A 14,351-nucleotide genomic window follows, 5' to 3' on the forward strand; every position below is an offset into this window, starting at 1 on the left:
GGAGCCCTCCAAATGATTATTCGAATAAAACGAACCAAATATTTAACTGCTTTGCTTTTCTTAGTTTGGCAAAAACGGTTTTAATCATACAATTCACCATCGAAATTTTATCATCTTTAAAATTTAGTCATGGTTGGCACTAAATCGCTATCATTAAAGCAATTTCCAGAAAAAAATCTACTCAAAATATTACTATACTATTGAAATATTTTGATAGTAAATTATAATAGAAAGAATTAGGAGGGATAAAAGTGAAGACGATGGAAAAGATCAGTTCGTTTGCTGGGAACACATTTGCCTTATGGGTTATCCTGTTTGCTTTGTTAAGTTTCTTCTTCCCAAGTGGGTTTACTTGGCTTGCACCATATGTCTCCCTGCTTCTTGGGGTGATTATGTTTGGAATGGGATTAACTTTAACACCTGGCGATTTTAAGGCAGTGTTTCAGGTACCAAAAAGTGTGATTATCGGTGTATTGGCCCAATACATTATTATGCCGTCACTAGCATATGGACTTGCGACTGTGTTCCAATTGCCCCCGGAAGTTGCTGTTGGGGTCATTCTAGTAGGGTGTTGCCCAGGTGGAACAGCCTCAAACGTTATGACTTTTCTGGCAAAAGGAAATACCGCATTATCGGTCACGGTTACATCGATTTCAACATTGCTGGCACCGATTTTAACACCAACATTGACATTGCTTTTGGCAAGTAAATGGTTGCCGGTATCAGCCGGAAGCATGTTTATGTCGATTGTCGAGATTGTCTTGCTTCCAATTGTACTTGGAATTGTCATTAGACTATTATTCCAGAAGCAGGTAGAAAAAAGTGTTGCGGCCTTGCCGTTAGTTTCCGTTGTCGGAATTGTTGCTGTAGCTGCTGCAGTTGTCTCGGTCAATACGGAAAACATTGTGAAGGAAGGACTGCTGATTTTTGTGGTTGTCGTTTTACATAATGTGTTAGGTCTGGCAATTGGTTACCTGCTGGCAAAGGCATTACGATTGAAGTTCCCGGATCAAAAAGCCATTTCGATTGAAGTTGGCATGCAAAATTCTGGTCTCGGATCAAGTTTGGCACTCACCCATTTCGCACCAGTTGCAGCCGTACCCAGTGCCATATTCAGCGTCTGGCACAATATTTCAGGTCCACTCCTGGCAACCTGGTGGGGGAAAAAGGCCAGGGACAAGAATATACCCACCAATACGAATAAAACTGCTTAGATGAAAGAAAGGATGGTACTATGTCGAAAGATTTGCGAATTAATAGTCATGTGTTCAGTGAAGGATCCAAACGAGCTCCAAACCGGGCGATGCTGCGTGCAGTAGGTGTTACGGATGAAGACTTCAATCGTCCAATGCTGGGTATTGCCAGTACTTGGAGTGAAGTAACCCCGTGTAATATTCATCTGGATGTTTTAGCCAGAAATGCCAAGCAAGGTGCAAAGGATGCGGGTGGCGTTCCATTCATTTTCAACTCGATTACGGTTTCGGACGGTATTCCGAATGGTACGCAGGGAATGCGCTATTCACTGCCAAGCCGGGATATCATTGCCGATTCGATTGAAACAGTCGTAGGAGCGGAAAATTTGGATGCACTAGTTGCAATTGGAGGCTGTGATAAAAATATCCCGGGTTGTATGCTTGCCATTGCAAACGCAGAAGTGCCGGCAGTGTTCGTTTACGGTGGTACGATTGCTCCAGGGTCCTATAAAGGAAAAGATATTGATTTTGTTTCTGTTTATGAAGGTGTTGGAAAGCACAATAATGGAGACATCAGTGATGAAGAATTAAAAGGAATTGAATGCAATGCCTGCCCTAGCGCTGGGTCGTGCGGCGGGATGTATACAGCTAATACGATGGCCTCTGCTATGGAAGCAATGGGCATGAGTTTACCGGGAAGCTCTTCCAACCCGGCGGAATCAAAAGCGAAGGCAGCAGACTGTGTCGCCGCGGGAGAAGCCGTTTACCATTTACTGGAACAAGGGATTTATCCAAAAGACATTATGACGAAAAAAGCGTTCGAAAATGCGATGACAATCGTGATGGCGCTTGGCGGATCGACCAATGCCATTTTGCACCTGCTCGCGATTGCGCATGCGATTGACGTGGACTTAACGATTGATGATTTTAATCGTATGCAGAAAAAGGTACCACATCTGGCAGACTTAAAGCCGAGCGGAAAATATGTGATGCAGGATTTGCATAAGATTGGCGGCACACAGGCGGTAATGAAGATGCTGTATGAAGCTGGTTATTTACATGGTGACTGTCTTACAGTAACCGGAAAAACGATTGCGGAAAATCTGGCCGAAGCACCTTCCTTGGCCGAGGATCAAAAGATCATTATGCCGCTTGACCAGCCGTTACGGGAAGATGGCCCATTAATTGTTTTGAAAGGGAATCTCTCTCCAACAGGAGCCGTTGCCAAGGTTTCCGGAGTTAAGGTGAAGCGTCATTCCGGTCCAGCCCGCGTTTTTAATACAGAAGCAAAAGCAATCGACGCTATCATGAATGACGAGATTAACGATGGGGATGTTGTTATTATTCGTTACGTCGGTCCAAAAGGGGCACCTGGAATGCCGGAGATGCTGACCGCCTCCAGCCTCATTGTTGGAAAGGGAATGGATGATAAAGTTGCCTTGTTAACGGATGGCCGTTTTTCAGGTGGATCACATGGCCTTGTGGTAGGACATATTTCACCGGAGGCCCAAGATGGCGGCCCGATTGCTTTTGTGGAAGAGGGCGACATTATAACCATCGATTCCGGGAAAAAAGAAATCACGATGGATATTTCTGATGAAGAAATGGAGCGTCGCAAACAGGCTTGGGTCGCACCGCCATTGTACAAAAAAGGTATTCTGGGTAAATACGCGCATAATGTTTCCTGTGCGTCCAAGGGTGCGGTCACTGATTATAAGAATAGGTAAATAAAAGGTAACGACAAAAAAAGCTGCTAGTTATTAGCGGCTTTTTTTGCTTGAGGCATGAACAAGTAGAGTTATGTTCACTTCAAACCTAAAAAAGACACCCTGATAACGATTCAAGGTGTCCTGTTTAGGTTTGCTTATTTAACCAATTGCTTGGCATCTTTTACTTCCACAATCCAATCAAATGGATCCGGTTCTTTTCCATATTGGATTCCCGTCAATGTATCATATAGTCGTTTAGAGATTTCACCGGTTTTGCCTTGATTGATAACAAAATCTTCGTCTTTCCATGAAAGCTGACCAATTGGAGAAATTACTGCCGCTGTCCCTGCACCAAATGCCTCCTCCAATGTACCATTCTTGTTTGCTTCATAAAGCTCATCCATCGAAACGCGACGTTCTACTACTGGAATGTTCCAGTATTTTAATAATTGAATGACGGAATTTCTGGTGACTCCTTCCAGAATACTTCCATTTAAAGCAGGGGTTACAACTTCACCATTGATTTTAAAGAATACATTCATACTGCCAACTTCTTCAATATATTTCTTTTCGACCCCATCCAGCCATAATACTTGTGCGAATCCTTCACCCTCAACCATTTCCTGTGCCTTTAAACTGGCAGCATAGTTTCCACCGGTTTTTGCTTCCCCGGTACCGCCTCGAACCGTGCGTACGTATTGACTTTCAACGGCAATTTTGACAGGATTAATCCCTTCTTTGTAATAGGCACCAACCGGGGAAAGGATAACAATAAGTTTATAATGGCCTGACGGTGCTACACCCAAATATGGCTCAGTTGAGATGATAAAAGGACGAATATAAAGGGATGTTCCTTCTGCACCTGGTACCCAGTCTTTTTCAATTGCTACAAGTTGTTTAATGGCATGAAGGACAAATTCTTCATCGATTGCCGGAATACACAGACGATTATTGGATCGATTTAATCGCTGCATATTTTTCTCGGGACGGAACAATTGAATTTTTCCTTCAGCTGTTTGATACGCTTTGAGTCCTTCAAAAACGGATTGACCATAATGAAAAATCATCGCAGAAGGATCTAAAGTTAGTGGTTGATATGGAATAATCCGTGCATCATGCCAACCTTTTTCCTCAGCGTAATCCATCACAAACATATGATCCGTAAAAATTTTACCGAATTCCAGTTGATCCGAATTTGGCTTTTCCTTTTTCGTTTGACACAGGTTTATTTGAATTGACTGTTCTTCCATGGCACTATCTCCTTGTTGTAAAATTTATTCAACTTTGTTTCATGCTAATCAACAAATGATTAAATATATTGTATTACTTATACGAATAGAATTACAACCCTTTGAAATGAAAAGATTTTTACTTTTGTCATTACGCTCCAGGTTTTTACAATTAAACGCCAATGTTATAAACAATATCAATTAAATCAGGGTATGCTTGGATGAACTTATATAAAATTAAATTTAAAAATGCCTTGATTTTTCAAACTACTCAGTTTAAAATACTTTTTATACCAAGTGAATTTGTTCGACAAAGTTCAGGAACAGGAGAGGGGAGTACGGATCAACCATGGTAACAAATAACTAGTCAGCAGCTATCTATGAAAATATTACTAGATAAAAGGATTTTTTTACAAGAACAAATAATGGGGGTATTACGATGAAAGTAATTTTCAGAATGTTCACTGCAGTTATAAGTGTAATAGTATTACTTGCATTAGCTGCATGTGGTGGGGGCGATAGTAATGCATCAGGTTCCTCGGAAGATTCAGGAAAGGTTTCGGCTAAAATTGGTGTTGTCACATTTGGAAGTGGTTCCGGGGCCGCTTATGGTGAGGCAATCACAAATGGATTGAAACTTGCCCAATCGGAGATCAATGGACAGGGTGATGTAAATATTGATTTGGCCATTGAAGATTCCGCAGGCGAACCAGATCAGGCCCTTTCTGCCGCCCAGAAGTTAATGAATTCCGAGAATGTAACAGGGATTATTGGGCCAACCTTAAGTACAGAGTTTGAAGTTGTTGCACCTGTAGCTGATCAAAACGGGGTACCGATTTTAGGAACATCAACAACTGCCCAGGGAATCCCGCAAATCGGGGAATACGTATTTCGGGACTCAATCCCTGAATCATTGGCGATTCCAGCCTCAGTAGAAAAAGCGGTAGAAGAGTATGATGCCAAAAAAGTAGCCATCATGTATGGAAATGACGATGTATTTACAAAAGCCGGGTATGATTCGATGAAAGAGGCAGCTGAAGATTTGGACCTGGATATTGTTACAACACAAACATTCCAAAAGGGACAATCGGATTACAAGGCACAATTAACAAAAATAAAACAGCTAAAACCAGATATCATTCTTTGCTCTGCTCTCTATAATGAAGGTGCAGTCATTATGAAACAAGCCCGTTCCCAAGGTATAGATGTTCCATTTGTTGGCGGGAATGGATTTAATTCTCCTGAAGTAATTGACATTGCCGGGGATGCAGGTAACGGTCTGATTGTTGCAACACCATGGTTTACTGGGAAAGATGATGAGAAGGTTCAAGATTTTGTAAAGGCATATAAAGACGAATACGGTGATGAACCAGACCAATTTGCTGCACAAGCGTATGATGGTCTCTATATCATCGCTGATGCATTAAAAAATGCCGGAGATGATGACAGAGATAAACTTCGAGATGCACTTGCCGAGACAAAAGATATTAATGGGGTGCTCGGGAATATCTCGTTTGATGAAGACGGCGATGTTGTGATGGATCCTGTTGTTCTAACTATTAAAGACGGAAAGTTCCAGGAAATGAAATAAAAAAATTGTAAAAAGATAGAACTCCTGCGACTCATCAAACCAATTCATTTGCAAGGTTGCAGGTAAAGGATGTGATGTCGTGTTATGGGAACAGTTGATTAATGGAATAACAACAGGAAGTATTTATGCAATCGTTGCACTGGGATATACACTTGTTTTCGGTGTGCTTGGAATCATTAACATGGCCCACGGTGAAATTTTTATGTTTGGTGCGTTTATGGGGGTTGTGACTACTAGTACACTAGGTTTGCCAATCTGGCTGGCATTTGTTATAGCAACAGTTGTGACAGCAATCATGGGGTATTTACTTGAGCGTTTGGCATTACGCCCATTACGCGGTAAACCAGAAAGTTCCCACCTTGCCCCGCTAATCGCTACCATTGGCGTGTCGACATTTCTGGAAAATCTGGCAGACAAACTATTTGGATCGGGTAACCACCCGGTTCAAAATAGTTTGTCAGAAATTCGTTTTTCGGTTGGAACGGTGAATATTTACCTTGTACAAATCGTTATCTTCTGTATCTCGGTTGCCTTGATGATTGCCTTATCTTATTGGTTATTGAAAACAAAAGGTGGGAAGGCACTGCGGGCGACTGCAGAAAATCTGGAAACGGCAAGCTTGTTGGGGGTAAATACAAAACGAATCATCATGATTACCGTTGTGCTTGCCTCGGCTATTGGGGGGATTGCCGGTATTTTGGTGGGAATGGCTTTTAGCTCGGTTAACCCGCAAATGGGATTATCAATTGGTTTAAAGGGGCTTGCCATTATAATTTTGGGTGGCATGGGCAATGTCAAAGGTGCCATGGCTGGAGGAATGATTCTTGGCCTTTCCGAAACACTGATTGTTGCTTTGGGTTTATCAGGTTACCGCGATGCTATCGCTTTTATCATTATTATTGTTATTTTACTTGTCAGGCCGCAGGGTATATTTGGCAGAAAAGAAGCAGCATGATGGGTATAAAGGAGGTAAGTCCATGCTGGGAGAACTGATTAATCCATATTATTTACAAGTTGCCTCATTTATTTTAATCAATATCATACTGGGACTCAGTATTTACGTGACCCTTGCTTCTGGCCAGTTATCACTGGGAAACGCCGGGTTTATGGCTGTTGGAGCATATACAACGGCACTCCTGACGACAAATTATGATGTGCCATTGATCATTGGTATACTGACGGGATCACTATTGGCGGGGATTTTTGGGATTATTGTTGGAATACCGTCATTGCGATTACGCGGGGTGTTTCTGGCGATTGCGACCTTAGGTTTTGGGGAAATTGTCCGGGTGTTCCTGGTTAATACCGAATCTGTGACAAATGGAGCGATCGGAATTTCCGGGATTCCACAGATGGGACAGGAGATTCTTTCCATGATGAAAAACGTTGGGTTTGATCCGGAAGTAATTGGCCTGCAGTCAAATCAGTTCGTATTTTTGTCTATTTTCATCATACTCCTGGTAATCGATATTTTCCTGATTTGGTTTTTTATCAGACAAAAACATTCCCGGGTCGGCCGGGCTTTTTCCGCGATTAAAATGGATGAACAAGCAGCGGCATCGATGGGAATCAATGTAACCTATTATAAGGTTTTGTCGTTTACACAAGGGGCGATTTTTGCCGGATTTGCCGGTGCAATGTATGCCCATGTTTTATCATATATTAGCCCAGCAGATTTTTCTTATCATCGCGCAGTAGAAATATTGGTGTTTTCTGTTTTTGGTGGTAGTGAAGTTGTCGGCGGTGCTATTTTTGGTGCATCATTTTTAACATTACTACCAGAGATATTGCGGGTGATTAGTGATTACCGCTATATGATTTATGGGGTACTTCTGGTGATCATGATGGCGTACCGGCCACAAGGAATTATCGATGAACAGATGATTCGCTGGATGAAAGTTCGAAAAGGAAGGAGGCGTCAGTATGGTACTGGAAGTAAATAAAATCAGTAAACAATTCGGTGGTATCCAGGCATTATCAGATGTATCCTTTTCCATTTTGGAAGGGGAGATACTCGGATTAATTGGACCAAATGGCGCCGGGAAAACAACGATGTTTAATATGATCACATCGGTGCTTTCACCAACTTCCGGAAATATTTTTCTAAACGGAGAAAAAATTAACGGATTAAAATCACATCAAATTGCGACCAAAGGCATATGCCGGACATTTCAAAACATCCGTCTGTTTCCGGAAATGACGGTGATTGATAACGTGATGACCGGAAGCCATAGCCGGACCAAATCAGGGGTTTGGAAAAGTGTTTTTCGAACAAGGTCACAAAAACGAGAAGAAAAAGAAATCTACCAACAAGCCCAAAATCTATTGGAAACGGTAAATTTGCTTAAAGAGCAGGAAACAATCGCAAAAAATCTGGCATATGGTCAGCAACGTAGGCTGGAAATCGCCAGGGCATTAGCAAGTGAACCGACATTGTTACTCCTTGATGAACCAGCAGCGGGAATGAACGAACGGGAGACAGAAGAACTTCATCAATTGATTATCAAGATTCGCCAAATGGGGATAACCATTTTATTAATTGAACATGATATGCCCCTTGTGATGAAAACCTGTGATCGCATTATCGTATTAAACTTTGGCAAGAAAATCGCCGAGGGTGAACCAAATACCATTCAGACAAATCCGGAGGTCATCAAGGCATATCTTGGTACGGAAGGGAGCGATGATATTGCTTAAAGTTTCGGGCGTGGAAACATTTTATGGGAATATCCAAGCGTTGAAAGGAATAGACCTGCAAGTAAAAGAAGGTACGATTGTTACGATTCTTGGGGCAAATGGGGCAGGAAAAACAACGATGATGAAAACAATCGCCGGGCTTATCAGGCCAAAGAAAGGAACAGTTGAATTTCTTGGTGAGCATGTAACAGGCTTCCGACCCGATCAATTAATTCGCAAAGGAGTTGCGCTCGTACCTGAAGGAAGGGCAATGCTATCCGAAATGACGGTAAGGGAAAATTTGGAAATGGGTGCGTATCATCGTAATGATAGTGAGGTAGAGCATGATATCGAACAAGTGATGGAGCGTTTTTCCATTTTAAAGGAGCGTCAGGATCAACTTGCGGGAACAATGTCAGGCGGACAGCAACAAATGCTGGCAATTGCCCGAGCGCTGCTAGCCCGTCCCAAGTTATTATTACTCGATGAACCCTCCATGGGACTTGCACCAATTATCGTAGCGGATATCTTTACAATGATCAAAGAAATTAATGATGCAGGTACTACCATTTTACTTGTCGAGCAAAATGCTAAACAAGCATTAAAAATTGCTGATTATGGTTATGTCTTGGAGACCGGGAATTTGACATTGGAAGGCAGCGCTAAGGATTTGCTGGCGGATACAAGCATCGCTGAAGCTTATTTGGGCGGGAAAAAGGAAACATCAAATTCCACTAGATAAAAATTATGTTGAAGAGGGCTGAAAACTATGAAAGTATCTTTATTCCTTACCTGTATAGGTGAGGTGTTTTATCCAAACGTTGGCAAAGACGTTGTCAAGGTGCTCGAACGATTGGGCTGTGAGGTTGATTTTCCAGAAGGACAGACCTGTTGCGGACAGCCGGCATACAATAGTGGCTATCGAAAGGACGCAATCAAAGGGGCAAAACAAATGATTAACGCTTTTGCCGGAGCAGCGTACGTTGTTGCCCCATCCGGGTCTTGTGTTGCAATGGTTCACGAATATCCGGCATTATTACAGGATGATGCTTATTGGCTGGACAAGGCAAGAGAATTATCTAATAAAACGTACGAGTTCACACAATTTTTAGTTGACGTTTTACAGGTTACAGATGTTGGCGCTGTTTATCCGGCTAAAGCAACCTATCATTCATCCTGTCATATGAATCGGTTATTGGGGGTTAAGGAAGCCCCAAAACAATTGTTGCAACACGTGGAGGGATTGGAATTGGAACCGTTGAGCAATGGTTACGATTGCTGTGGATTTGGCGGAACGTTTGCCGTTAAGATGTCTGCTATTTCCGAGCAGATGGTAGACGAGAAAGTCCGACATATTGAAGAAACAAATGCCGATACATTAATTGGTGCAGACTGTAGCTGTCTTATGAATATCAAAGGACGATTGGAGCGATTGGATAAACCGATTGAGGTAAAACATATTGCCGAGGTTCTTAACCATCATAAATAATTATCGGACTGGAGGGAAGTAGCATGTCGATCAAGATTGATGATAAAAATTTCTATGACCATGTTGATCAGGAGCTAAAAGATACCTTTATGCGTAATGCTATTAGCAACGCCCAGGACAACCTACGTGGAAAGAAGATTGCGGCAACAACTGAGGATGAACCGTTTGGCAATTGGGAAGAATGGCGGAATGCCGGAGAAGAGATTCGCCGGCACACACTGGAAAACCTTGATTACTATTTACAACAATTAAGTGAAAATATAGCTGAACGGGGTGGCCATGTATTTTTTGCGGCCACAGCTGAGGAAGCCAATCAGTACATAAAGGAAGTTGTCGAACAAAAGAATGCAAGAAATGTTGTGAAAACAAAATCAATGGTTACCGAGGAAATCAGCCTGAATGAAATGTTGGAAGATATGGGCTGTGATATATTGGAAACCGACCTTGGTGAATATATTTTGCAAATCGACGATGATAGACCATCGCATTTCGTGGCACCATCGCTGCATAAAAACAAAGAACAGATACGCGATACATACCGGGAAAAAATAGCCTACGATGGTACCGAGAAACCTGAGGAATTGACGGTCTATACGAGAAAAGTATTACGGGAAAAGTTTTTACAGGCAGATGTAGGAATTACCGGATGCAATTTTGCCGTTGCTGATTCAGGTACAGTGACCCTTGTTACCAATGAAGGCAATGCAAACATGGTGACAACACTGCCAGATACACAGATTAGTGTGATGGGGATGGAGCGGGTGGTTCCATCATGGGAAGATTTGGATGTGCTTGTTAGTTTGTTGTGCCGCAGTGCGGTTGGCCAACATCTATCCACGTATGTAACCGCAGTCTCTCCGGATGTAGAATCAGATACGGTTGACGCGCCAAGCGATTTTCATCTGGTTATTTTGGACGGAGGGCGTTCCCGTGCTTTGGGGACTGAATTTCAGGAGGCATTGCATTGTATTCGCTGTGCAGCATGTGTCAATGTCTGTCCAGTTTATCGTCATATTGGCGGTCATGCCTATGGCTCTATTTATCAGGGGCCGATTGGGGCGGTACTATCACCAATTCTGGCAGGGTATGAAGAATATCAGGAATTGCCGTTTGCTTCCAGTCTATGCGGGGCCTGTACCGAGGCGTGCCCTGTAAAAATTCCGCTTCATGAACTGCTTATCAGACACCGTGAACGCATTGTTGCCGGGGAGGGGAAAACAAAAGCAAGCGAGAAATTGATGATGAAGGGTTTTGGAAACATGACGTCATCAGCATCAGTTTTTCAAACGGCAGTAAAAGCTGCACCAACATTAACCCGTCCATTTGCAAAAGACGGTTCCATTTCTAAAGGTCCCGGCCCATTAAAAGCCTGGACAAACAAACGCGATTTCCCGGCGCCAAGCAAAGACAACTTCCGCCAATGGTTTGCCGATCACAAACGTGGGGGCGATATAAATGAGTAAGGGGAATATCTATCATCGGGAGGAATTTTTACAAACGATTGCTAAAAATCTCAGGCGCAAACCACGACTACGTGAGATGGAGCGCCCCAAAAGAAAATATAGGCCGGAGCCAAAGGTATATGCGACACTTTCAGCAACGGAATTGCTACAAGTAATGAGAGATGAATGCGATAAGATCCATACCGAACTGCTGGAAACGGATCAAGCATCTCTTCCCAAGGTATTAGCTAAACAAATCGGAGTTCATGGGAATGGGTCAATTGTAATACCGGAAGATCCACGGTTTATCGACTATGGATTGGATGGTGTGTTATCACAAGAAGATGTTCATACATGGGATCCTTCCCGTGGAGATGAAAACATTACTCATGCGGAGCAGGCCAATATCGGTATTATGTTTAGTGACATCACCTTGGCTGAATCGGCAACAACAGTCATTTTTAATGATAAGAACAAGGCAAGGGCGATCAGTTTATTGCCAACAACTTTCATTGCGATTATTCCCAAGCATTCGATTGTACCCAGAATGACCCAGGCCGCACAAATAATTGAGCAACAAATTAAGGCCGGAGAAACGATTCCCTCCTGTGTTAATCTTATCTCCGGTCCAAGTAACAGTGCAGACATTGAGTATAATCTTGTAGTTGGCGTACATGGACCGATTAAGGCATCATACATTGTTGTTGATTAACTGTGAAAATGTAGCAGGAATTGGTTTTCCTGTTACATTTCATTCATTCCGCTTCCCGGTTACCACATTCAAACCTCGTAGGCCCATTGCGTTCCATGAATTTTCCAAAATAAGAATATCAAAAGCTATCAAACTATGGTAAAATAGATAGGAGTTTCTTCCTAAGTATGTTAGCATGGCGAAAAAATGAAACATATGAGGATACGAGGAGTTTTAAAGATGACCAGAACAGAGAAAAACCGAAATAAAAAATCTAAAAAAAGATGGCTGAGAATTCCGCTTGCTATCATTTTGTTAATAGTGCTTGGGGCAGGTGCGTATGCCTTTTCGATCTACCACAATGCCAAAGTGACGGTCAATAACAAGATGCATGAACAGGTGAATTCCATTGATCACAACATAACGAAGAAAAAATTGAAAGCGACCAAACCTTTGAATATCTTATTGCTTGGTGTTGATGAGCGTGAAAATGACAAAGGACGTTCAGATGCTTTAATGGTGCTGTCGCTTGATCCAGTGCATGCGAAAATGCAATTGATAAGTATCCCCCGGGACACCAGAACAACAATTGTTGGAAAAGGTTTTGAGGACAAGATTAACCATGCCTATGCTTATGGCGGATCAGATATGTCAGTAGCAACGGTTGAAAACTTCCTTGATATTGACCTGGATTATTACGTACAAATGAATATGGAAGGGTTGCAGGAACTGGTTGATCAACTGGGAACGATTAGTGTAGACAACGATATTGCCTGGAATGATGGGAAGTACGAATTTGATAAAGGTCCGGTCGAAATGGATGGTGACAAAACCATGCACTTTGTCAGGATGCGTAAACAAGATCCAGATGGCGACTTTGGCCGGACAAAACGACAGCGGCAAGTGATTGAAGGTATTGTCAATAGAGGGGCAAGTGTTGGATCTGTCAGTAAAATTAATGGTCTGATCGATATTATGGGAAACAATATGACAACCAATCTTGATTTTGATGATATGAAAAAACTTCTTAAAGGCTACAAAGATACAAGAAAAAACATCATTAGCTATCAAATGGAGGGGAACGGATCAAATATCAAAAATGATCAAGGCCAAGACGTTTATTATTTAATTGTTCCGGATGAAGAAGTGTCTAAAGTCCATGGAATGATTACTGATATAAAATAGGATATAAAAAACCTAGAACCTGTGCATCGTATGGATAAATGTGCAGGTTTTCCTTTCAGTTATTGTTCAGAAAAGTGGGATATCTAAAGACTCAACCATCCTGTGGTACTTTTTCACAAATACAATGAAACAATGCAAATAGGAGCCCGGAAAATGAAAACCAATTCCAAACTATTCATTTATACTTGCTGTGGGGTTATTTTCTTCATTAGTTTTATTGGTATGCTGATGTACGGATATAAAACATTTTATATTGAAACCAAAAGTGAACCGCATAAAACGTACAAGTATCATTTTGCCTTAATCGCGGAGGAATCTGATAACGATTATTGGCAGTTGATTAAACGGGGTGCAAAAGAGGCGGCAAAGCAGAATGATATTTATATAGAATATGTTGCACCGGAAAAAGCCGATAATGAAAAAATGCTGAAACTGCTGGATCGCATGATATCTGCCAATGTCGATGGCATTGTGGTACAGGGAATCAAGGGCGAACGGTTTGTCAATTTGGTACATAAGGCAACTGAAAAGGGCATACCCATTATAACAATTGATACCGATGTGAAGAGCAGCGAACGGAAGGTATATGTGGGAACCGATAATTTTCTCGCGGGAAAATTGGCTGGCCAGGCGTTACTGAAAAATACCACTGGTGAACAATATGTAGGGATTGTTACAGGCAGATTCGATGCGCTTAACCAGCGGGAACGGATTGCCGGCTTTAAACAGACAATTGCCGGAAACGACCGGATTCATATTGTTGATACAAAAGAATCGAATATTACTGTTGTTGGTGCATCACAAGCAACTTATTCATTGCTAAAACAATATCCAAAAATCACCGCGCTGTTTGGCACTAGTTCACTTGACGGTGTCGGCATCATTGATGGACTTGAGGAGATTGCTCCAAATAAAAATCTATATATTGTTGCGTTTGATCTTTTGCCAGAAACGCTGAATTTAATCAAAGAAGGCAAAGTCGATGTAACTATCGCTCAATATCCAGAAGAAATGGGTTCAAAAGCTGTTAGTATTATGATTAAATTGCAAGATAATGACATTCTGGAAAATCGGCAATATACCGGAACAAAAATAATCGAAAAAAAAGATTTGCTTCCCGATCAGGCTGGTGATGCCAAATGAAGA

13 protein-coding genes are annotated in these 14,351 nt (G+C 42.0%); 12 read left to right on the forward strand and 1 reads right to left on the reverse strand.

Translation table 11 applies throughout. The features are described 5' to 3' along the window. Window positions 1-251 precede the first annotated feature (251 nt). Together O2S85_RS05515 and ilvD are read left to right on the forward strand one after the other, a co-directional pair. The gene (locus O2S85_RS05515) at window positions 252-1,214 is read left to right on the forward strand and encodes a bile acid:sodium symporter family protein (protein WP_269411695.1); all 963 of its coding nucleotides are present in this window, start codon (window positions 252-254) and stop codon (window positions 1,212-1,214) included. 20 nt (window positions 1,215-1,234) lie between these two features. Then, window positions 1,235-2,920 (forward strand): dihydroxy-acid dehydratase, encoded by a 1,686-nt coding sequence (gene ilvD / locus O2S85_RS05520; RefSeq protein ID WP_269411696.1) that lies wholly within the window; start codon window positions 1,235-1,237, stop codon window positions 2,918-2,920. A gap of 137 nt (window positions 2,921-3,057) precedes the next feature. Here ilvD and O2S85_RS05525 read toward each other — a convergent pair whose 3' ends face one another. Then, the gene (locus O2S85_RS05525) at window positions 3,058-4,152 is read right to left on the reverse strand and encodes a branched-chain amino acid aminotransferase (RefSeq protein WP_269411697.1); all 1,095 of its coding nucleotides are present in this window, start codon (window positions 4,150-4,152) and stop codon (window positions 3,058-3,060) included. 418 nt (window positions 4,153-4,570) lie between these two features. Between O2S85_RS05525 and O2S85_RS05530 the strand changes: the two genes are divergently transcribed. The 10 genes from O2S85_RS05530 (at window position 4,571) to O2S85_RS05575 (ending at window position 14,348) form a co-directional block, all read left to right on the forward strand. Continuing rightward, on the forward strand, window positions 4,571-5,722 hold the full coding sequence (locus O2S85_RS05530; protein ID WP_269411698.1) for an ABC transporter substrate-binding protein: 1,152 nt from the start codon (window positions 4,571-4,573) through the stop codon (window positions 5,720-5,722). A 79-nt stretch (window positions 5,723-5,801) separates the two neighbouring features. Beyond that, window positions 5,802-6,677 carry a branched-chain amino acid ABC transporter permease gene (locus tag O2S85_RS05535; RefSeq protein ID WP_269411699.1) on the forward strand — a complete coding sequence of 292 codons (876 nt, stop codon included), beginning with the start codon at window positions 5,802-5,804 and terminating at the stop codon, window positions 6,675-6,677. A gap of 22 nt (window positions 6,678-6,699) precedes the next feature. After that, window positions 6,700-7,665 carry a branched-chain amino acid ABC transporter permease gene (locus O2S85_RS05540; RefSeq protein ID WP_269411700.1) on the forward strand — a complete coding sequence of 322 codons (966 nt, stop codon included), beginning with the start codon at window positions 6,700-6,702 and terminating at the stop codon, window positions 7,663-7,665. Then, window positions 7,646-8,419 carry an ABC transporter ATP-binding protein gene (locus O2S85_RS05545; protein ID WP_269411701.1) on the forward strand — a complete coding sequence of 258 codons (774 nt, stop codon included), beginning with the start codon at window positions 7,646-7,648 and terminating at the stop codon, window positions 8,417-8,419. The genes O2S85_RS05540 and O2S85_RS05545 overlap by 20 nt, the downstream gene beginning before the upstream one ends. Beyond that, entirely contained in the window at window positions 8,412-9,140 is a 729-nt protein-coding gene (locus O2S85_RS05550; protein WP_269411702.1) for an ABC transporter ATP-binding protein, read from the forward strand. The genes O2S85_RS05545 and O2S85_RS05550 overlap by 8 nt, the downstream gene beginning before the upstream one ends. Before the next feature lie 27 nt (window positions 9,141-9,167). Next, complete coding sequence (locus tag O2S85_RS05555) at window positions 9,168-9,887, forward strand: (Fe-S)-binding protein (RefSeq protein ID WP_269411703.1); 720 nt, start codon at window positions 9,168-9,170, stop codon at window positions 9,885-9,887. 23 nt (window positions 9,888-9,910) lie between these two features. Then, entirely contained in the window at window positions 9,911-11,350 is a 1,440-nt protein-coding gene (locus O2S85_RS05560) for a LutB/LldF family L-lactate oxidation iron-sulfur protein (protein ID WP_269411704.1), read from the forward strand. Beyond that, window positions 11,343-12,041 (forward strand): LutC/YkgG family protein, encoded by a 699-nt coding sequence (locus tag O2S85_RS05565; RefSeq protein WP_269411705.1) that lies wholly within the window; start codon window positions 11,343-11,345, stop codon window positions 12,039-12,041. The genes O2S85_RS05560 and O2S85_RS05565 overlap by 8 nt, the downstream gene beginning before the upstream one ends. 219 nt (window positions 12,042-12,260) lie before the next feature. Continuing rightward, window positions 12,261-13,205 carry an LCP family glycopolymer transferase gene (locus O2S85_RS05570; RefSeq protein ID WP_269411706.1) on the forward strand — a complete coding sequence of 315 codons (945 nt, stop codon included), beginning with the start codon at window positions 12,261-12,263 and terminating at the stop codon, window positions 13,203-13,205. A gap of 153 nt (window positions 13,206-13,358) precedes the next feature. Further along, window positions 13,359-14,348 (forward strand): sugar-binding protein, encoded by a 990-nt coding sequence (locus O2S85_RS05575; protein ID WP_269411707.1) that lies wholly within the window; start codon window positions 13,359-13,361, stop codon window positions 14,346-14,348. Window positions 14,349-14,351 lie beyond the last annotated feature (3 nt).

Origin of the sequence: Lentibacillus daqui, assembly GCF_027186265.1 — a bacterium.
GTDB classification, from domain to species: Bacteria; Bacillota; Bacilli; order Bacillales; family Amphibacillaceae; genus Lentibacillus_C; species Lentibacillus_C daqui.

Coding starts and splice junctions, on each gene's coding strand:
- ilvD (WP_269411696.1), top strand. CDS start 1,235: ATGTCGAAAGATTTGCGAATTAATAGTCATGTGTTCAGTGAAGGATCC.
- O2S85_RS05525 (WP_269411697.1), bottom strand. CDS start 4,152: ATGGAAGAACAGTCAATTCAAATAAACCTGTGTCAAACGAAAAAGGAA.
- O2S85_RS05530 (WP_269411698.1), top strand. CDS start 4,571: ATGAAAGTAATTTTCAGAATGTTCACTGCAGTTATAAGTGTAATAGTA.
- O2S85_RS05540 (WP_269411700.1), top strand. CDS start 6,700: ATGCTGGGAGAACTGATTAATCCATATTATTTACAAGTTGCCTCATTT.
- O2S85_RS05545 (WP_269411701.1), top strand. CDS start 7,646: ATGGTACTGGAAGTAAATAAAATCAGTAAACAATTCGGTGGTATCCAG.
- O2S85_RS05555 (WP_269411703.1), top strand. CDS start 9,168: ATGAAAGTATCTTTATTCCTTACCTGTATAGGTGAGGTGTTTTATCCA.
- O2S85_RS05560 (WP_269411704.1), top strand. CDS start 9,911: ATGTCGATCAAGATTGATGATAAAAATTTCTATGACCATGTTGATCAG.
- O2S85_RS05565 (WP_269411705.1), top strand. CDS start 11,343: ATGAGTAAGGGGAATATCTATCATCGGGAGGAATTTTTACAAACGATT.
- O2S85_RS05570 (WP_269411706.1), top strand. CDS start 12,261: ATGACCAGAACAGAGAAAAACCGAAATAAAAAATCTAAAAAAAGATGG.
- O2S85_RS05575 (WP_269411707.1), top strand. CDS start 13,359: ATGAAAACCAATTCCAAACTATTCATTTATACTTGCTGTGGGGTTATT.